Annotated in this window: 16 protein-coding genes; 3 read left to right on the forward strand and 13 right to left on the reverse strand. The window is 61.6% G+C overall.

Translation table 11 applies throughout. The features are described 5' to 3' along the window. The 13 genes from AC07YV_RS16570 to AC07YV_RS16630 all read right to left on the reverse strand — a co-directional run. Positions 1-1001 (reverse strand): sulfatase-like hydrolase/transferase (locus tag AC07YV_RS16570; RefSeq protein WP_494990327.1); only part of this gene is annotated, 1001 nt, incomplete at its 3' end. A gap of 69 nt (positions 1002-1070) precedes the next feature. Further along, positions 1071-2099 carry an HAD family hydrolase gene (locus AC07YV_RS16575; RefSeq protein WP_102700019.1) on the reverse strand — a complete coding sequence of 343 codons (1029 nt, stop codon included), beginning with the start codon at positions 2097-2099 and terminating at the stop codon, positions 1071-1073. Further along, complete coding sequence (locus AC07YV_RS16580; RefSeq protein WP_102700020.1) at positions 2096-3523, reverse strand: BatD family protein; 1428 nt, start codon at positions 3521-3523, stop codon at positions 2096-2098. Before AC07YV_RS16580 ends, AC07YV_RS16575 begins: the two co-directional genes overlap by 4 nt. After that, on the reverse strand, positions 3520-5100 hold the full coding sequence (locus tag AC07YV_RS16585) for a VWA domain-containing protein (protein ID WP_102700021.1): 1581 nt from the start codon (positions 5098-5100) through the stop codon (positions 3520-3522). The genes AC07YV_RS16580 and AC07YV_RS16585 overlap by 4 nt, the downstream gene beginning before the upstream one ends. A 1-nt stretch (position 5101) precedes the next feature. Continuing rightward, positions 5102-6094: a vWA domain-containing protein gene (locus AC07YV_RS16590; RefSeq protein ID WP_102700022.1), complete on the reverse strand. Its 993-nt coding sequence runs from the start codon at positions 6092-6094 to the stop codon at positions 5102-5104. Further along, a complete protein-coding gene (locus tag AC07YV_RS16595; RefSeq protein WP_102700023.1) occupies positions 6081-6653 on the reverse strand; it encodes a DUF4381 domain-containing protein in 573 nt (190 codons plus the stop codon). Before AC07YV_RS16595 ends, AC07YV_RS16590 begins: the two co-directional genes overlap by 14 nt. Continuing rightward, complete coding sequence (locus tag AC07YV_RS16600) at positions 6650-7594, reverse strand: DUF58 domain-containing protein (protein ID WP_494990328.1); 945 nt, start codon at positions 7592-7594, stop codon at positions 6650-6652. The genes AC07YV_RS16595 and AC07YV_RS16600 overlap by 4 nt, the downstream gene beginning before the upstream one ends. Further along, positions 7594-8574, reverse strand: coding sequence for an AAA family ATPase (locus AC07YV_RS16605; RefSeq protein ID WP_102673574.1), 981 nt, complete (start codon positions 8572-8574; stop codon positions 7594-7596). Before AC07YV_RS16605 ends, AC07YV_RS16600 begins: the two co-directional genes overlap by 1 nt. Positions 8575-8588: 14 nt before the next feature. After that, on the reverse strand, positions 8589-9632 hold the full coding sequence (locus AC07YV_RS16610; RefSeq protein WP_102700024.1) for a hypothetical protein: 1044 nt from the start codon (positions 9630-9632) through the stop codon (positions 8589-8591). 13 nt (positions 9633-9645) lie between these two features. Then, complete coding sequence (locus AC07YV_RS16615; protein ID WP_102700025.1) at positions 9646-10593, reverse strand: SphA family protein; 948 nt, start codon at positions 10591-10593, stop codon at positions 9646-9648. 12 nt (positions 10594-10605) lie between these two features. Then, positions 10606-12021, reverse strand: a complete 1416-nt coding sequence (locus AC07YV_RS16620; RefSeq protein WP_102700026.1) for a DUF1254 domain-containing protein — start codon at positions 12019-12021, stop codon at positions 10606-10608. Positions 12022-12031: 10 nt separating this feature from the next. Then, a complete protein-coding gene (locus AC07YV_RS16625) occupies positions 12032-12823 on the reverse strand; it encodes a hypothetical protein (protein ID WP_102700027.1) in 792 nt (263 codons plus the stop codon). Between the two features lie 293 nt (positions 12824-13116). Next, a complete protein-coding gene (locus tag AC07YV_RS16630) occupies positions 13117-13542 on the reverse strand; it encodes a YciI family protein (protein ID WP_102700028.1) in 426 nt (141 codons plus the stop codon). Between the two features lie 423 nt (positions 13543-13965). On the opposite strand from AC07YV_RS16630, the gene tpx reads away from it, so the two are divergent. The 3 genes from tpx to AC07YV_RS16645 all read left to right on the forward strand — a co-directional run bounded on the left by tpx (position 13966) and on the right by AC07YV_RS16645 (position 19052). Continuing rightward, complete coding sequence (gene tpx / locus AC07YV_RS16635; RefSeq protein WP_102700029.1) at positions 13966-14466, forward strand: thiol peroxidase; 501 nt, start codon at positions 13966-13968, stop codon at positions 14464-14466. A gap of 177 nt (positions 14467-14643) precedes the next feature. Continuing rightward, positions 14644-15960, forward strand: a complete 1317-nt coding sequence (locus AC07YV_RS16640; RefSeq protein ID WP_102700030.1) for an MdtA/MuxA family multidrug efflux RND transporter periplasmic adaptor subunit — start codon at positions 14644-14646, stop codon at positions 15958-15960. Continuing rightward, complete coding sequence (locus tag AC07YV_RS16645) at positions 15957-19052, forward strand: MdtB/MuxB family multidrug efflux RND transporter permease subunit (RefSeq protein ID WP_102700031.1); 3096 nt, start codon at positions 15957-15959, stop codon at positions 19050-19052. Before AC07YV_RS16640 ends, AC07YV_RS16645 begins: the two co-directional genes overlap by 4 nt. Positions 19053-19199: the final 147 nt, after the last annotated feature.

Raw genomic sequence — 19199 nt, forward strand, 5'->3', positions numbered from 1 at the left:
TTGCCCGGCCAACGCACAATGGCCGGCACACGGTAGGCGCCTTCCCAGTTGGAGTTCTTCTCGTTACGGAACGGCGTAGTTGCCGCGTCCGGCCAGGAGAACTGATTCGGGCCGTTGTCGGTGGTGTAGACGACGATGGTGTTGTCGGCGATTTTCAGGTCGTCGAGGGTCTTCAGCAGTTTGCCGACATCGCCGTCGTGTTCGAGCATGCCATCGGCGTAATCGTTGCCGGGCATGCCGCTCTGGCCCTTCATCGACTCGCGCACGTGGGTGAACAAGTGCATGCGTGTGGTGTTCATCCAGACGAAGAACGGTTTGTCCGCCTTGGCCTGTTTCTCGATGAACGCCTGCGCCGCCGCCGTGGTTTCGTCGTCGATGGTTTCCATGCGCTTGGTGGTCAGCGCGCCGGTGTCTTCGATCTTGCCGTCGGCGAAGCTGTGGATCACGCCACGCGGGGTGTTGGCCTTGACGAACTCGGCATCGTCTTTTGGCCAGTACGGACGCTCAGGTTCTTCTTCGGCGTTGAGGTGGTACAGGTTGCCGAAGAACTCGTCGAAACCGTGGTTGGTCGGCAGGTATTCATCCTTGTCGCCCAAGTGGTTCTTGCCGAACTGGCCGGTCGCATAACCCTGGGACTTGAGCGCCTGGGCGATGGTGATGTCACGCTTTTGCAGGCCCACCGGTGCGCCCGGGATGCCGACTTTCGACAGGCCGGTACGCAAAGGCGTCTGACCAGTGATGAACGACGAACGCCCGGCGGTGCAGCTGTTCTCCGCGTAATAGTCGGTGAACATCATGCCTTCCTTGGCAATTCGATCGATGTTGGGCGTCTTGTAGCCGACCACGCCCATGGAATAGGCGCTGATGTTGGTCTGGCCAATATCGTCGCCGAAGATCACCAGAATGTTGGGTTTTTCAGCGGCTCCGGCTGTTGCCGAAATCGCCATCACCGAGGCTGCCACCAAGGCGAGTTTCGGTAGCCACTTACCTATGCGAGTCATCTGACTGGCTCCTTTTCACTGCGTCGCTGAATGCGACAAACGTTTATTGCGGTCCTGCGTTACGTCTTTTTATTGCACTTGCTCGGGTGTGGCGGCGTCGTACGGATAGATCCGGCGCCATTCGGCCGCCATGTCGACGACCGTCCAGCCACGCTTGTTCGCTTCGTCCAGGGCCTTGTCCAGGCGACCGATCTGCGACTGTCGGTCGTAAGCCCATTCGCGTTTGGCGTCGGTGTGGTGCACCAACCCCATGAATCGTTTGCCGGGACCGGCGGCGGTCCACTGGAGCATTTGCAGGTCACCGTCGGAGTTGCCGAACGCGAGGATCGGTCGTTTGCCGATCACGGCATTGATGCTTTCCGGCTTGCCTGGGCCATCGTCGTTGTGGGCCAGTTTCGGCGTGCGCAGGATCGACGCCTCGCCGTCCTTGTACTGGAACGCGGTGACGAAGGTGGTGCCGATGACTTGTTCCGGTGGAATGCCGTAGACCTTCTCGGCAAAGGCGCGCATGAACCCGGTGTCGCCACCGGAGACGATGTAGGTCTTGAAGGCGTTACCGCGCAGGTAGTCGAGCATCTCCAGCATCGGCTGGAAGATCATTTCGGTGTACGGCTTGCCGGTTTTCGGATGCCTGGCCTGATTCAGCCAGGTCTTGGCGTAGTCATCGAACGCTTCGCTGGTCATGCCGGTGTGGGTCGCACCGAAGATCTTCATCATGCCTTCCAGGCCGCTGGCGGCCAGTGCCTTGTGATCGTTTTCCAGCACGGCCTGGAATGGCTGGGTGGTTTTCCATTCCGGGTGCTGCGCCGCGGTGCGTTTGACTTCTTCGAGGGCGAACAGCAATTCGAAGTACATCGGCTGCTCGCTCCACAAGGTGCCGTCGTTATCGAACACGGCAATGCGGTCTTCGGGTTTGACGAAGTCCTTGCTGCTTTGATCGGTGACCGCCTGCACGAACTCGATGATCTGCTTTTTCGACGGCCCATCGTTCCACGAGGGCAGGGGTTCGGCTGCCTGGACCAGCAGCGGCAGGCTCAAGGCCAGGGTCAGCAGGAAGCTGAATACGCGATGATGGTGCAACGATTTCGAATTGGTCATGGGACACCCTTCTCGTGAACGGGGTTGAGCGGTTGAAGAGCAGAAGAGACTGATTCTCTGTTGCACTCGGCCTGACTATGCAGCGTAGACAAGGATTCCCCGATTTGGCGCAGGGCCTGCTCTTTGTCCGTTTCGCGGCCGTAACAGGCCCGCAGGAAGCTTTGCAGGCGCGGGCCGAGACCGGTCAATTTCAGGCCCTGGCGGCTGCGTCGGGTCCACAGGTACAGGGCGCTCAATTGCGTCGGTTTGCCCTCCAGTTGTGCCGGAATCTGCTGCCACGCGTAGTCGGCGGACTCGAGCCAGGCGGCGTGCCGGGTGCGGCGGCGGGCTTGCCACTGGAGGTGCGCGCGGCGTACGAGCGGGCGACTGAACCAGCCCAGTGCTACCACCGCCAACGCCAGTGCCAATAGTCCGAACCAGTGCCCGGAAAGGTGCAAACGATTGTGCTGGCCGAGTTTTTTCAGGTCTTCGGTGATTGAAAACACCGGCTTGTAGGCGCTGTTGGCCGCGGCGTCGAAGGTCACGCCAGGCACTGTGGCCGTGCGGGTTTGCCGGCTGCTGGCATCCCACCATTTCAGTTCGACGGCTGGCAGGCTGTAGTGGCCTTCGGTGTCAATTCGATATGTCACGCTGTCGATGCGCTGGCCGCCAATGAAGTTGCCGCGACCGTCATCCAGATTGCGGATTTGCGCTGGTTTCGGGTAGCGGCTCAGGCCCTTGATGGCGTCCAGCGTCGGTGTCGGCAGTGACATGGCCAGGGCACCGTCGGCCTGTAGCGTCAGTTCCCGGGTGATGCTGTCGCCGACCTTCAGCGGCGTGGCCGAATGGATGGTCTTCTGGGTAAACCGCAGCCCTTGAGCCACCAGCACCGCCTCCCCGGGCTGGAATCCCGGCGGCTGTGCGGCGTTGAAGTGCAATGGCTGACTTTGGGCGCTGAGCTCGTGGCTGGCCTGGCCCGGTGTGGCTTGAACGGTCAGTGCCGGAATGTCGAAGCCCTGGGCCAGGTTCGGGGTGATCAGGTAGCTGTAGCGCATGCCGCTGAAGGATTGGCCGTCGAAAGTCTGGTTCAGGTGTTCGGCGTGGCCATCCGGCGGCATCACCAGTGCGCCGGACAGTTTCAGGTCGGGCAGGGTGGGGGCGCTGGTGAACCAGGTGTCGGTGAAGACATCGAGTTGCAGTTCGACCAGGCTGCCGACCATGACGGGGTCGGCGGGTTGCAGGGTGGCCTGGACTTTCAGTTGAGGGTCGGCGGCGAATGTGTTGAGGCTGATCAGGCCGATGAGCAGGGCTCCGAGATTTGTGGTGAGTGGTCGGGCCCTTTCGCGAGCAGGCTCGCTCCCACAGGGGATTTGAGGTGCGTCTGGATCAAATGTGGGAGCGAGCCTGCTCGCGAAGGCAGCGACTCGGTCTTGAAGGCAGCTCATGGCTTGGCCCCCGCCTGATCCTGCAGACTGAACTTCTGCTTGAGAAACTTCGCCGGCGATGTGGTCAGGTTCTGCAGCCACTGCTCATCCGAGGCCGCTTGTTGGGTTTCCATCTTTTTGCTTTGCCCTTTACCCGGCGCCTTGTCCATCTTGATTTCGTCGGGTTTGACCTCCGGTGTGTTTTTCTCGGCGCTTTCGGTGTCTTTCTGCAAGGCGATGGCCAGGGCCAGGTTGGCCGTGGCTTCCGGAAACTGCGGTTGCAACTTCAGTGCCTGCTGATAAGCCGCGATGGCCTGATCGAACTTGAACCGGCGCACGTAGATATTGCCCAGGTAGAAATACGCCTGTGGTGTATCGAGCCGCGCGAAGCTGGCCAGTGCCAGGTCGAAATCGGCCGCGTTGTAGGCGGCCACGCCTTTCCAGTACGGATCGACGAACAGCGCCGCCGCCTGGGGGTAGTGCTGGTGTTCGAAGGCCCAGCGGCCTTGCTGGTCGCGGGTGAAAAAGGCGTCGGTCAGGGCGTTGGCCTGTGCCGGCGCCGGTGGCAGGCCCAGGCCCACCGCCAGCAGCAATCCAGCCATCCAGTTCACGCTCCAGCCCCTGCGTACGCTGAAGAAAGCGAACAGCAGCAGCGGCCAGCACAACCAGTAACCGGCGTCTTTCCAGTGCAATTCACGCTGTTCGTCGCTGGCTGACTGGTAGTGCTGCTCGGCGTGCAGTTCGATCCAGTCCAGATCGTCATCGTTGAGGGTCAGGCTGCCCAGCGGGGCATCCAGCGTTGAGGCAAGCTGCTTGAGGGCGTCCTGGTCGAAACTGCCGAGTTGCGGGCGACCATTGCTGTCGATGCGCGGCTGGCCGCTGGCTTCGCGGATGATCCCGCCGTCGGTGCTGCCGGCTGCCAGAATCAGCACTTGCAACGCACTGCCAGCCAGTCGTTTGTCCAGCCCGGCCAGGGTCGAGGTGTCGGCGCCATCGGTGATCAGCAGCAGGGTGCCGGGTGTTTTTTCGGCACCGAGCAGGCGCTTGGCCTGATCGATGACAGCGCCGACATCTTTCCCCGGTTTGTTGATCAGGTCGGTGCTCAGGGCCTGGATGAAGGTATCGAGCAGGGCCGGGTCATCGGTGGCGGGCAACACCAGATGCGCGCTGCCGGCGTAGGCAATCAAGGCGTTGCGCGAACCGGCGCGGCGCTGGATCAGGTCGTGGAGCTTGTGCTTGACCGCTTCCAGGCGACTGGGTGGAACGTCGCTGGCGTCCATGGACGGCGACAGGTCGACGGCGATGATCAGCGGTGCGCGGTTTTCCAGAAAGTCCGGGCGATCCTGTTCCCAGGTCGGCCCGGCGGCGGCGAGGGCGCCCAGTACCAACAGCGCACACAGCAGATGCACCGGGCGCAGGCGGTGCCGGTCTTGCGGGGTGATGAGCAGGTGCGGCAGCAGGTGCGCCGCGATGTTGCTGCGCCAGCGCCGTTGCAAATCCTGGCTATGTCGCCACAGCACTGGCAGCAGTGCGCCGAACACGGCGAGCAACAGCCACACAGGACGCAGGAAGTGGAAGTCACCGAGGTTGATGTCCATCTCAGGTCTCCTGCCGTTGACGGGCGAGCATCAGCCGTGGAAGCACCAGGGCGCCCAGGTGATATATCGCCAGCAGCGCGAGGGCCGCGCCCAGTGGCCACCAGAACAGATCGCGTTTGGGCTGATGGCTGAGGGTCTTCACCTGATGCGGGGTGAGCTTGTCGAGGGTGCTGTAGACCTGATCCAGGGTGTTGCGGTCTTCGGCGCGGAAGAAGCGTCCGCCGGTGGCCTGGGCAATCTCCTGCAAACCTTGCAGGTTGACCTTGGCTTCGCCTTCGGCGTTCGGGTCGCCGATGCCGATGGTGTGAATCACCACCCCTTTGGCGGCAGCCATGGCGGCCGCGTGATCCGGGGTGATGGCGCTGCTGGTGTCGTTGCCGTCGGTGAGCAGGATCAGCACTTTTTCCTGCTCGTGGGCCTGCTCCAGCAGTTTCAGGCTCAGGCCGATGGCGTCGCCGATGGCGGTGTTGGGGCCGGCCATGCCGATGCCGGTGTCGTCCAGCAGCAGTGACAGGCTGGCGTGATCGAGGGTCAGGGGTGCCTGCGGATAGGCGCCGGTGCCGAACACGATCAGTCCGATTCGATCGTCCTTGCGCTTGTCGATGAACCCGTGGACCACGTCCTTGACGGCGGCCAGGCGGTTGATTTTCTGGCCGTTGGCGTCGGTGAAGTCGGTGGTTTCCATCGACTGGGATATGTCGATGGCCAGCATCAGGTCACGCACCGGCTGCTGGCGCTCGATGGGCTGTTCCACCCACACCGGCCGGCTTACCGCCACCAGCAACAGTGTCCAGACCAGCAGGTTCAGGAGTAACTGCCAGCCGTTGCTGCGGGTACCGGCCTGACTGGGTGCCTGGCCGACAGCACGGCTCATGGCGCCGAAAAACGGTACGCGCACGGCGCTGCGCGCCTCGCGGTAATCGGGCAGGTAGCGATAACCCAACCATGGCAATGGCAGCAGGATCAGCAGCCAGGGGTAATCAAGCTGCCACATGATGACGCTCCACCCAGGTTTTGCAGGTACTGAACAGTTGCTGTCGCTGTTCGCTGGGCATGGCCCGCAAGGCGGCGTCCGGCGCATAGGCAAGCCGCGCCAGTTGCTGGCTGAAATCGGCCGGTAAGGGCTGTTTACTGTGCCGCTGCAAAAACGCCTGCCATTCCTCTTTCCCCAACGCCGCAACCGTCCCCCTGTAGGAGCTGCCGAAGGCTGCGATCTTTTGATCTTCAGCGGTAAAAGATCGCAGCCTTCGGCAGCTCCTACAGGGGGCGCGGGGGGCAGGCATGGAGAGGGCCACGCGTTTGAGCAGCTCCGGAAGTTCGCGCAATGCATTCAGGTCATTGCTGCGTTGCTGCAACTCCGCCAGCCGTGCCAGCGCCTCGCGCCGATAGCGATCGCGCCGCCATTGCCAGTAACGTCGGGCACTGACCAGCAACAGGCTGAGCACCAACAATGTCAGCAACGCCCACCAACCCCAGGTCTGCGGCGCATAGCTGACCGGCGCCGGCAAGGCCATTTCCTTGAGTTGGTCGATGCTCGGGATAGCGGGGTTCATCGGCGCCCTCCGGCAAGCTTGCCCAGTTCGGCACGCAGTTGTTCGTGGGCTTCGGTGGCGGTGCTGAACATCATCAACGGCACCTGGCTGCGGCGCAGCAAGGTCGCGACATCCTTGAGCCGACCGCTGAGAAAGTCCCCCAATGGCTGATGAACCTGTTGCCGATCCACCGCCAGTTCCACCTGCAATTGCCCCTGGGTGATCAGCACGCGGCCGTTTTTCGGCAGGTTCAGCGCCAGCGGGTCATAGACTTGCATGGCGATCACATCGTTATGGGCCGCCAGTTGCCGCATGAGCTGCAAGGTGCGTTCGCCGGCCCCGGCAAAATCACTGACGATGCAGATCAGGTGATCGTGACCGGCCACGGCCAGGCAATGCTGCAGGACCTTGTCGAGCTGATCTGCGCCCTCGGCATCCGGGTTGCCCGCATTGAGTGCCTGGTTTTGTTGGGCAATGCGACTGCACAGCGCCTCGACGCGTTTGCGGCTGCGCAGTGGGGCGATGCTGTCGATGCGTTGATCGTTGAATACCAGCCCGCCGACGCGGTCGCCGGCGTTGAACACCATCCACGCCGCCAACGCGCCAAGTTCGGCGGCGACCGCGGATTTGAAGCTGCGTTGCGAACCAAAGAACATCGACATGCGCTGGTCGACGAGGATCAGCGCAGGGCGGTCGCGCTCTTCGGTGAATGTGCGTACCACCGGTTTGCCGGTGCGCAGGGAGGCGCGCCAGTCGAGATGACGCAAATCGTCCCCCGGCTGATAACGGCGCAGCTCATCGAAGTTCAGGCCACGGCCACGCAAACGTGAAGCGTGATTGCCCGCGAGGATGCTGCCTTGAGGTTGGCGAGCGACAAAACTCAGGTCACGGGCCTTGAACTCCAGGGCCATCAACTGCGCCAGAGAGACATACACCAGACCGTCGACGCAGTTCATGGACATCAGGCCGGGATCGCGACTTTATCGAGCAGACGGTCGAGCACCTGGTCGGCGCTCACGCCATCGGCCACTGCGTCGTAGCTCAGTTGCAGACGATGGCGCAGCACCGGGTGGACCACGGCGCGCACGTTGTCCGGAGACACGAAATCCTGGCCCTGCAACCAGGCGTCGGCCCGGGCACAACGGTCCAGGCCAATGCCGCCGCGGGGGCTGGCGCCGATGCTGATCCAGCGCCCGAGATCGGCGTCGTAATCGGCCGGATGGCGCGTGGCATTGATCAGGTCGATCAGGTAACGGTCGATGGCCGGAGACACGTGCACCGCACTGACTTCCCGGCGCGCGGCAAAGATCACGTCCTGGGCCAGGGCAAAGCCCTGCACCGCAGCCGTTTTGGCGCCGAGTGCCTGTTCTTCTTCGCGCAGCAGGCGCAGCACCTGGCTTTCGTTTTCCGCGCTCGGGTAATCGAGCAGCACTTTCATCAGGAAGCGGTCCATCTGCGCTTCCGGCAGCGGGTACGTGCCTTCCTGTTCGATCGGGTTCTGGGTCGCCACCACGATGAACAGTTCCGGCAGGGCATGGCTGTTGCCGGCCACGGTGATCTGGCGTTCTTCCATGGCTTCGAGCAACGCGGCCTGGACCTTGGCCGGCGCACGGTTGATTTCGTCGGCCAGGATCAGGTTGCCGAACAGCGGGCCGGGCTGGAAGCGGATTTCGTTTTTGCCTTCGACCTGATGCAGCACCTCGGCGCCGGTGATGTCCGATGGCAGCAAGTCCGGGGTGAACTGGATGCGACTCATCTTCGCGTCCAGGTGTTTGGCCAGTGCTTTCACCGTGCGGGTTTTGGCCAGGCCGGGCAGGCTTTCGAGCAGCAGATGCCCGTTGGCCAGCAGGCCCACAAGGATTTGACGAATGACCTGGTCCTGGCCGAGCACCGCTTCGGCGATGCTGGCTTGCAGGGCGTTGAGGTCGTTGAGAGCGGTCATGAAAGGTTCCTCGCTCAAAGCATGAAGGTCGGAATGACCGGAATGAATGACAGTCGGAAATTCCAGCGACTGCTGATGAGGTCGTCGGGGTGAATCGCCGAATACTGGATCTCCCCGGAAATACGCACCGGCAGCTTGCCGAAGTTGAATATCCGCCCGGCGCCGAGACCGACAGGGAAGGTCACTTTGTTGCCGCCTTCGGCTTTCCAGTTCACGGTGACGTTGGGCGTCATGCCGATCCGCCATTGCTCGGGACCGGGGATCGCGCGCTGGATGAAATACTGAATGTTGGTCAGGCTCACATCCTTGCGCTGGCTGTCGCCACCGACCGACCACCAGTGTTGCGGAAACAAGCCCAGGGTCCAGTCTTCGCCCAGGTACGCGGCGACGAACGCCGGGCCCAGGGAATATTTGCCGGTGCCCAGGACGTCTTTTTCCGCAGTGGGAAACATCGCGGTCGGGCCGAACCCCCAGACCATCTTGCCGCCCCCGGCGAAGCGCACCGGCTCCTTGGGCGAGAACACACCGACATAGGCCAGATCGCCAAAACCGCTGGTGCGGTCGAACGGGTCTTGCACGACCGAGGCAAAGTCGCCACGGTCGCTGAGGATATCGCTGGGGCCCATGCCGATCAGGTTGCCGGCCCGGTGGTTGATCGGGGCGCTGACGTAGCTAATGGGCAGGCGGTTGATCAGGTTCCAGTCTTCGCCGATGGAAATCGGGAAGGTCGGCATGAAGCTGTACTTGCCCAGCATGCGTGTGCCGTTGCTGTGCGGACCTTTGAGTGCGGTGTAGTCGAACTGATTGAACAGCAACACCAGATTGCCCACCGGGTTATCCATCAACTTGGCGATTTGCTCGGTCGACGGGTCGCAGCCGGCCGCCACGACTTTTTTCAGGTCGATGTCGAAGTCCTGTTGCAGCCGGTGACAAGTCTCGGGGTCACCTTTGGCGGCGGCCTGCGCCGGCGCGTCGTTCAGCGTGGGCAATTCACCGCTGGCGCAGGCGAAGCCGCTGAACAGGACACTGCAAAAGGTCAAACGAGTACTGATGGCCATCCCGGGCTACCTCTTAGAAAAATGCCAGGGTCAGGTTGACGCTGATGCCATTGCCTTCGGGCCGGTTCTTGGTGTCGAACTCCGGGACCCAACGGGCACTGATGTTGGCCTGGGCGTCGGCGAACTTGCCGCTCCAGCCTACCGTCGGGCCAGCACCCACCGAGCGTCCGCGAAAACCGCTGGTTGCGCCGGATCCGGAGTCATCGGTGACCTGCTGGATATAGCCTGCCACCAAACCAACGTTCCAGCCGTTGCCGAAGCCGTGGGTCCACAGGGCGTCGAGGGTGAAAATGTTGCCGTTGCGATAATCCGTGGCGTCGTTCTCGGTGTAGAACTCCAGGCCGCTCGACAACGTGAACTCGCCGCCCTTGCCATCCAGGTGAGTGAACGCCACGGTCGGCATGAAGGTGTAAGTGTTCTGCCCGGGGTTGGCCAGGCGATCGTCGTTATAGGCACCGGTCGGCACGTAGATCGGCAGCGAGAACGCGATGTGGTTGAGCTCGTCGAAGTGATAGCCGGCGGCAATCGGCGTCACCAGCATGTCGGCGAACTGGGTGCCGGTATCCTCGGAGCCCAGGGTCCTGCCGCGAGGGCCGGTGATGCTCGCGGTAATGTCGGTGTACTGCACCGGTACACCGATGGCCGAGGCGTAGTTCCAGGGACCCTTGCCCGTGTCCCAGACGCGAGTGAAGTTGGCCATGGTGTAAGACACTTTCATGTCCAGCCCGGTACCCAGGGCGCCCACGATCGGCACCTGGGCGTTGCCCTTGAGGTCGCCGTCGTACCAGATGCTGGTCAGGGACATGACCCAACCCGGCTCCGGGGGCACGATCCCGGCATCGGAAAACACTTGTTGGCCGGTGATCGGGCGACCGACACCGCCTTCGGCCGCCAGGCCCCATGGACTGACGCTGACCATGCACAGCGCCAACAAGGGGCGCACTACGAAAGGCCTGATCATGAACGACTCCGCTTATTGTTGTGGGGTGGCTGGCGCCAGCAGCGGCAGTTTCCACTGGCCGTTGTTGACTTCAGGTTTGGGCAGGTACAGGCGCAGCACGCCGTAGAACGGACCATTCGGTGCCGGCAGCCAGTTGCTTTGCAATGCTTTGGCCGGTGCCTTGTGCTGCACGTAAAGGGTCAGGCCGCCATCGGCATCGAGCTTGAGGTCGGGCAACATCCGCGAATTGATCAAGTAGCGATTGAGCGGGTTGGCCACCAGCAATTTGTTTTTGCCGTCATACATGGTCAGCGACCAGAACGCATCGACCGGGGGCAGGGCGTCTTTGTCAAAATGCAGGGTGTAGTCGGTTTTCGACGCGTCGACCGGTTTTCCGTCCTTGTCGACGAAATAGCCGAAGTAGTTCGCCTCTTCGGCAGAGTTGCCGAAAATCCCCATGTTGGCGCCTGCATAGCGGTACAGGTAGTTGCCCTTGAGGTGGTCGCGACTGCCGAACAGGTCACCGCTGCTGATCTCATGGGTGTCGACTTTGGTTTTCTTGAAATCGGCGAACTCGGCCCTGGCGTCACTGATGCCGTCTTCCAGTGCCTTGCGTTGTTCGGCGCTGAGGTCGCTGAGCTTGAAGGGTTTGCCGGCCCCGACGCCGATTTTTGCGAAACGCGCCAGCAGGTCTTTTTCCACGTCCTGGGCCGGGGTGAATGCCAGCATGAAATTCAGGTAGCGAAACAGGTCCGGGGTCTCGCTCATGGTCGGCGTCGGTTTCGGCCAGTCGATTTTCGGCGCGGCAGCCGGGGCCTTCTGTTTGACGTAGTGACTCAGGGGTTCGACCTTGTAGCCTTTCTGGATCTGCTTGACCTTGGCCAGGTCTTTTTCATCGAACAATTGCGTGCGGTACAGCGCGTAAGCGATGTTGCTTTCACTGCGGACCATGCGGTCGATGTCGACCGGTTGCTGACCCTGCCAGTTCGGGCCGGCAATCATGTAGTGACCCCCGTTGTTGCCCGTGCTGCGAGTACCCAGATAGCCAAAGTTCTGGGTGTAGGCGTCGATCAGTTGCACCGAGTAGTAACGGTGTTCTTCGATGGGCGGCAGGGTCAGCACCAACGGCTCGGCGCGCAAATCCATCCAGACAAAGGAGTAGGGCGTGTCGGAATTCGGCGTGACGAACGCCGTGTCCTTCGCGGTAAACGCCTTGGCTGTATTGCCGATCTGATTGAACGGTGCCTTGAAATTCGGGCTCTTCCTGTCCACGGCCTGGGTGTAGAGGGTCTTGTACATCTCCACCACCGGGAAGCCGTACAGATAGGCCTCCCTGGCAATGGCCCGAGCCTCGTCCGGGGTGGCGGTGAAGTCGACACTGGCCCCTGCACCACAACTGACGAACATTGTCATCAGGCTGAAACCGGCTGCGCGAAGTGCGCCGTGCATACAAAAATCCTTATTTACCGAAGGTGACATTGATCCCGGCGAACACTGTGAACTGCGGCAAACCATCGCCTTTTCGGTCAACGGTCCACTGTGGCTCGATAAAGGCATTGAGGATATTGGACCCGGACTTCCAGGCTTTGCCGCCCCCCAAACCGAGTGGGATGTAGTGAGTGTTGTTCTTCAGGTCGAACGTCCAGATACCGGTCGAGCGCAGGTACCAGCCTTTTTCCAGGTTGTGGATGATGAACGGCTGGAAGGTGGCGGACTCGACGTGAGGGCGGTCGTGATCACCGGCGAACGAACTCTGGTACTGCACCAGTGCGCCAAGGAGTCCGCGTGGCGAGGAGTCGATGGCGATGGCGGACAGGCCAGCCTGCCATTTGCCGGTTCCCAACTCATCCTGCTCAGCGGTCGGCGCAGTGATTTGCGGGCCGACGCCCAACTGCACGCCTTCGGTCTTGAGCAGGAAAATATCGAACAGGTTCAGGTCACCGATGCCGGTGCTGTAGCCGTTGTGGGGATCCGGGCGGGTGCTGACGGGAAGGGTGACGCGCAACAGTTGCGGGACACCAATGAAATCATTCGGCGCCATGGGCAACGCGCCACGCAGCAGTGCGTCATTGGTATGAGCGTTGGTGTCGAACAACTTCGGGGTGTAGTAGTCCTGAAGGTTGACGCCGGGCGCCAGGTTCAGCGGGTTGTTACTTTTGTTGGCCGTTTCGGCGTTATCGGCGTGAGCAAAAAAAACAGGCGCGAGCGAAGTCACCCAGACGAAGGCGTACTTCCCCAATTTCTTTGACATTAATCCCCCGGCTCCCTGGTGGCTGATTGGGCAGACGGTCCTTAAGTTTGGCCGCAACTGCGTAATCCCTTTCCGATCAAGCCTATAGGACTTGTCGGATGAAATTAGCAGTTAACCACGGGTTGGCCAATCTAATGGATTAATTCTTTCGTTTTGTGTGTGGATTCTCGTTATTTTTGTGTACTAAAAAGTTAATGCGGATCAAAGGCTTGCCCAGGCAAGTTGAGTGGCTATCTAGTTCAATGTGGGAGCAAGCCCGCTCCCACAGGAAACAGAGGAAAAGGTCGAATCAGTCAGTTCTTCTTCGCCTGCTCCCAAACCCGCTGTTCCTGCTCGCGCAGTTCCGGCGTGAACTCGGCGCCAAAATCTTCGGCTTCAAACACCTGGCGAATCTCGATTTCGGCTTCGGTGCCCGGCATCGGGTTGGGGCAGCGCTTGACCCATTCGATGGCTTCTTCCCTGGACTTCACTTTCCACAACCAGAAACCGGCAATCAGTTCCTTGGTTTCGATGAAGGGGCCGTCGATCACCGTGCGTTGGTCACCTGAAAACTTTACACGAGCGCCCTTGCTGCTCGGATGCAGGCCTTCGCCCGCGAGCATGATGCCGGCCTTGACCAGTTCTTCGTTGTAGTTGCCCATGGCGGTCAGCAGTTCCTGGCTGGGCATGACGCCGGCTTCGGAATCCTGGCTGGCCTTGATGATGATCATGAATCGCATGGTCTCGTCTCCGTTGCAGTTGAGTGATTCGATTTATAGTCGAACGACGGTGGAGCAATTCGACAGAGTGCTAAAAAAGTTTCAGTCGAAGACGTGTCGCGTACCTTTCGTCATGTACATCGGGAAGCGGCGGGTGAGGGCGTACGCTGTACTTTTGCCGACTTGTTCGGCTAACAAGCGAACCCTGTGGGAGCGAGCCTGCTCGCGATGGCGTCAGTTCGGTCACCAGCGAAGTTGCATGACATTGCGCTTTCGTCGGAGCGCCGCCCGGAGCAAGCCCGCTCCCACAGGGGTATGGGTTGTATCCAGTTTTGTATGCCGATACATGACAATTTATGTTTGACCATAGGTCACAGGACAATTTCGTGGTTAACTTCGGCCTCGTCAAAATTCTCCACCACAACGTTCAGAAGGACTCCGTTCATGGCTCAAGTCACTCTTAAAGGCAACCCGGTTCAAGTCAACGGCCAACTGCCACAAGCCGGTTCCAAGGCGCCAGCCTTTTCCCTGGTTGCCGGCAATCTGTCCGACGTCACCCTCAAAGACTTTGCCGGCAAGCGCAAAGTGCTGAACATCTTCCCAAGCGTTGACACCCCGACCTGCGCCACCTCGGTGCGCCAGTTCAACGCCAAGGCCGGTAGCGTCGACAACACTGTCGTGCTGTGCATCTCCGCTGACCTGCCGTTCGCCCAGGCCCGCTTCTGCGGCGCCGAAGGCCTGGAAAACGTCCAGAACCTGTCGACCCTGCGCGGTGCCGAGTTCATCCAGAACTACGGTGTTGCCATCGCCGACGGCCCGCTCAAGGGCCTGACCGCTCGTGCCGTGGTGGTTCTGGACGAAAACGACAATGTGCTGCACAGCGAGCTGGTTGGCGAAATCGCTGACGAGCCGAACTACGAAGCGGCACTTGCTGTTCTGAAATAAGCGTACCTTTACAATGTTTAACGGCCTGGCCCTGTCCAGGCCGTTTTCATTTGTGCTTCAGTGTCTTACACAAAACTCCTGTTACGTAAGCCGAAAGTAAATTGCCGGTAAAGGCGCTTTGCTTAAAACCCGCCAGTGCTTATCGTTCAGCCTCATGTAAAAAAGCCCACGCGCCCAATGGTTGATCACTCAATGCAATCCTCCGCTTCCCGTAGTCCCCGTCGCTGGCTGTTCGGCCTGCTTGTCCTGTTGGTCATCGCCGCCCTGTGCTGGAAATTCTGGCCGGGCAGCGCTGCACCCAAGGAGGCGGCGGGGCAGAAAGCCGTTGCCGGGCATACCGGGCGATCGGGGGGCATGCGTCCGGGGTTCGGCGGTGCGTCAGGGCCGGTGCCGGTGCGCGTGGCTGCGGCCGTCACCGGTGACTTCCCGCTGTACTTCAAGGCGCTGGGCACGGTCACGGCGCTGAATACCATCAACGTCCGCAGCCGCGTCGGCGGTGAGCTGGTCAAGATCTATTTCGAAGAAGGGCAGATGGTCAAGGCCGGCGACCTGCTGGCCGAAATCGACCCGCGCCCCTACCAGAACGCCTTGCTGCAGGCCGAAGGCACCTTGCTGCAGAATCAGGCGCAACTGAAAAACGCCCAGGTCGATGTCGAGCGCTATCGCGGCCTGTACCGCGAGGACAGTATTGCCAAGCAGACCCTGGACACCGCCGAAGCGCTGGTCGGTCAGTTCCAGGGCACGGTCAAGACCAATCAGGCAGCGGTCAACGATGCCAAGCTCAACCTTGAATTCACCCGGATCCGCGCACCCATCACCGGTCGCGTGGGCCTGCGTCAACTGGACGTCGGCAACCTGGTGGCGGCCAATGACACCACCGCCTTGGCGATCATCACCCAGACCCAACCGATCAGCGTGGCCTTCACCCTCCCGGAAAACAGCCTCGACACCGTGCTTGCCCGTTATCGCAGCGGTGCCAAATTGCCGGCTGAAGCCTGGGATCGCGGCGATACCAAATTGCAGGCCACTGGCGTGCTGCAGAGCCTGGACAACCAGATCGACGTCACCACCGGCACCCTGAAATTCAAGGCCCGTTACGAGAACCGCGATCAGTCGCTGTTCCCGAACCAGTTCGTCAATGTGCGCCTGCTGGCCGACACCCTCAAAAACGTGGTGCTCGCACCGTCCGCCGCGATCCAGTTCGGCACCAACGGCACGTTCGCCTATGTCCTGGAGGGTGACAAGAAGGTCAAGATCCGTCAGTTGAAAGTCGGCGCCAGTGACGGCCTGAACACTGTGGTCACCGAAGGCCTGTCCGCGGGCGACCGCGTCGTACTGGAAGGCACCGACCGCCTGAAAGACGGCAGCGACGTGGAGGTGGTCAACGACAGCCAGGACGTGCCGACCACGCCAACCGAACACCTGCAAGGCAAGTCGGCGGTCAACGCGGCTGAGCCCGCGACCACCGACAAGGCGAAAAAGGGTGGCGCATGAACATCTCGCGGCTGTTCATCCTTCGCCCGGTAGCCACCACGCTGAGCATGCTGGCGATTATCCTGGCCGGCGTGATTGCCTATCGGTTGCTGCCGGTGTCGGCGTTGCCCCAGGTCGATTACCCGACCATTCGCGTCATGACCCTGTACCCCGGCGCCAGCCCGGATGTCATGACCAGCGCGGTGACCGCGCCGCTTGAGCGGCAGTTCGGGCAAATGCCCGGCCTGACACAAATGGCCTCCACCAGCTCCGGCGGCGCGTCGGTACTGACGTTGCGGTTCAGCCTCGACATCAACATGGACGTGGCCGAGCAACAGGTGCAGGCAGCAATCAACGCCGCCACCAACCTGCTGCCCAAGGACCTGCCGGCACCGCCGGTGTACAACAAGGTCAATCCGGCCGATACCCCGGTGCTGACCCTGGCCATCACCTCCAAGACCATGTTGCTGCCCAAACTCAACGATCTGGTCGATACGCGCATGGCGCAGAAAATCGCCCAGATCAGCGGCGTCGGCATGGTCAGCATCGCCGGTGGTCAACGCCAGGCCGTGCGGATCAAGGTCAACCCGGAGGCCCTGGCGGCCAACGGCTTGAACCTGTCGGACGTGCGCACCCTGATCGGCGCCTCCAACGTCAACCAGCCCAAGGGCAACTTCGACGGCCCGACCCGGGTCTCTATGCTTGATGCCAACGATCAACTGACCTCGCCCAAGGACTACGCCAACCTGATCCTGGCCTATGCCAACGGCGCGCCGCTGCGGCTCAAGGACGTCGCTGAAATTGTCGACGGCGCCGAGAACGAACGCCTCGCGGCATGGGCCAACGAGAACCAGGCCGTACTGCTCAATATCCAGCGTCAGCCCGGGGCCAACGTGATCGAGGTGGTGGACCGGATCAAGGCGCTGCTGCCGAGCATCACCGACAACCTGCCGGCCGGCCTCGACGTGGTGGTGCTGACCGACCGCACCCAGACCATCCGCGCCTCGGTCAAGGACGTGCAGCACGAATTGCTGATCGCCATCGCCCTGGTGGTCATGGTCACCTTCCTGTTCCTGCGTCGCGCCAGCGCCACGATCATTCCGTCGGTGGCCGTGCCGCTGTCGCTGATCGGCACGTTCGGCGTGATGTACCTGGCCGGGTTCTCGGTCAACAATCTGACCCTGATGGCCCTGACCATCGCCACCGGTTTCGTGGTGGACGATGCGATCGTCATGCTGGAGAACATTGCGCGCTTCATCGAGGAGGGCGACAGCCCGCTGAACGCGGCGCTCAAGGGCGCCAAACAGATCGGTTTCACCCTGATTTCCCTGACGTTGTCGCTGATCGCCGTGCTGATCCCGCTGCTGTTCATGGCGGACGTGGTCGGGCGCTTGTTCCGCGAGTTCGCCATCACACTCGCGGTGGCGATCCTGATTTCCCTGGTGGTTTCCCTGACGCTGACGCCGATGATGTGCGCGCGGCTGCTCAAGCGCGAACCCAAGGAAGCCGAGCAGGGGCGTTTCTATCGCGCCAGCGGTGCATTCATCGACTGGATGATCGCCGCTTATGGACGCAAGTTGCAGTGGGTGCTCAAGCACCAGCCCCTGACCTTGATGGTGGCTATTGGCACTCTGGCGCTGACGGTATTCCTGTACATGGTGGTGCCCAAAGGCTTCTTCCCGGTGCAGGACACCGGGGTTATCCAGGGTATTTCCGAAGCGCCGCAATCGATTTCCTTCGCCGCCATGAGCGAGCGTCAACAGGAGCTGGCCAAGGTGATTCTGGCCGACCCGGCGGTTGAGAGCCTGTCTTCCTATATCGGTGTCGACGGCGACAACTCGACCCTCAACAGCGGCCGTTTGCTGATCAACCTCAAGTCGCACCGCGACCGTGACCTGAGTGCAACGCAAGTGATTGCCCGCCTGCAACCGGAGCTCGACAAGCTGGTCGGCATCCGTCTGTTCATGCAGCCGGTGCAGGACCTGACCATCGAGGACCGGGTCAGCCGCACGCAGTACCAGTTCAGCATGTCGTCACCGGATTCGGAGCTGCTGAGCCTGTGGAGCGGGCGCCTGGTGGAGGCCTTGGCCGACCGGCCGGAGCTGACCGACGTGGCCAGCGATCTGCAGGACAAGGGCTTGCAGGTCTATCTGGTGATCGACCGCGATGCGGCGTCGCGGGTCGGGGTGTCGGTGTCGAACATCACCGATGCGCTGTACGACGCCTTCGGCCAGCGGCAGATTTCCACGATCTACACCCAGGCGAGCCAGTACCGCGTGGTCCTGCAATCGCAGTCCGGCGAAAAGATCGGCCCGGATGCGTTGAACCAGATTCACGTCAAGACCACCGATGGCGGGCAGGTGCGCCTGTCCAGCCTGGCGCACATTGAGGAGCGTCAGGCACAACTGGCGATCACCCACATCGGCCAGTTCCCGGCGGTGATGATGTCCTTCAACCTGGCGCCCGGCGTGGCGCTGGGGCATGCGGTCGAGATCATCGAGCAGGTGCAGAAGGACATCGGCATGCCGATTGGCGTGCAGACCCAGTTCCAGGGCGCGGCAGAGGCGTTCCAGGCTTCGTTGTCGAGCACCTTGCTGCTGATCCTGGCGGCGGTGGTGACCATGTACATCGTGCTGGGCGTGCTCTACGAGAGCTACATCCACCCGATCACCATTCTCTCGACCTTGCCGTCGGCGGCGGTGGGCGCCTTGCTGGCGTTGATCCTCAGCGGCAACGACCTGGGCATGATCGCGATCATCGGCATCATTCTGCTGATCGGCATCGTCAAGAAGAACGCGATCATGATGATCGACTTCGCCCTCGACGCCGAGCGCAACCAGGGCATGGACCCGCAAACGGCGATCTATCAGGCCGCCTTGCTGCGTTTCCGGCCGATCCTGATGACGACCCTGGCCGCGCTCTTCGGTGCCGTGCCGTTGATGCTGGCCACCGGTTCCGGCGCAGAGCTGCGCCAGCCGCTGGGCCTGGTGATGGTCGGCGGCCTGTTGCTGAGCCAGGTGTTGACCCTGTTCACTACGCCTGTGATCTACCTGTATTTCGATCGTCTCGGTCGGCGCTTTGGCAAGACCGGCGCTCAGGAGACGGCGGTATGAATGCCTGCATAACCTGTGGGAGCGGGCTTGCCCGCGAAGGCGTCCGGTCAGTCGACAGGGATGTTGAATGCAAGGTCCTCTTCGCGAGCAAGCCCGCTCCCACAGAGGGGCAGCAGGGCTCGCGGGTTGGTGCCGGGAGCGGTCATC

This window comes from Pseudomonas sp. GW456-E7, from assembly GCF_059424105.1.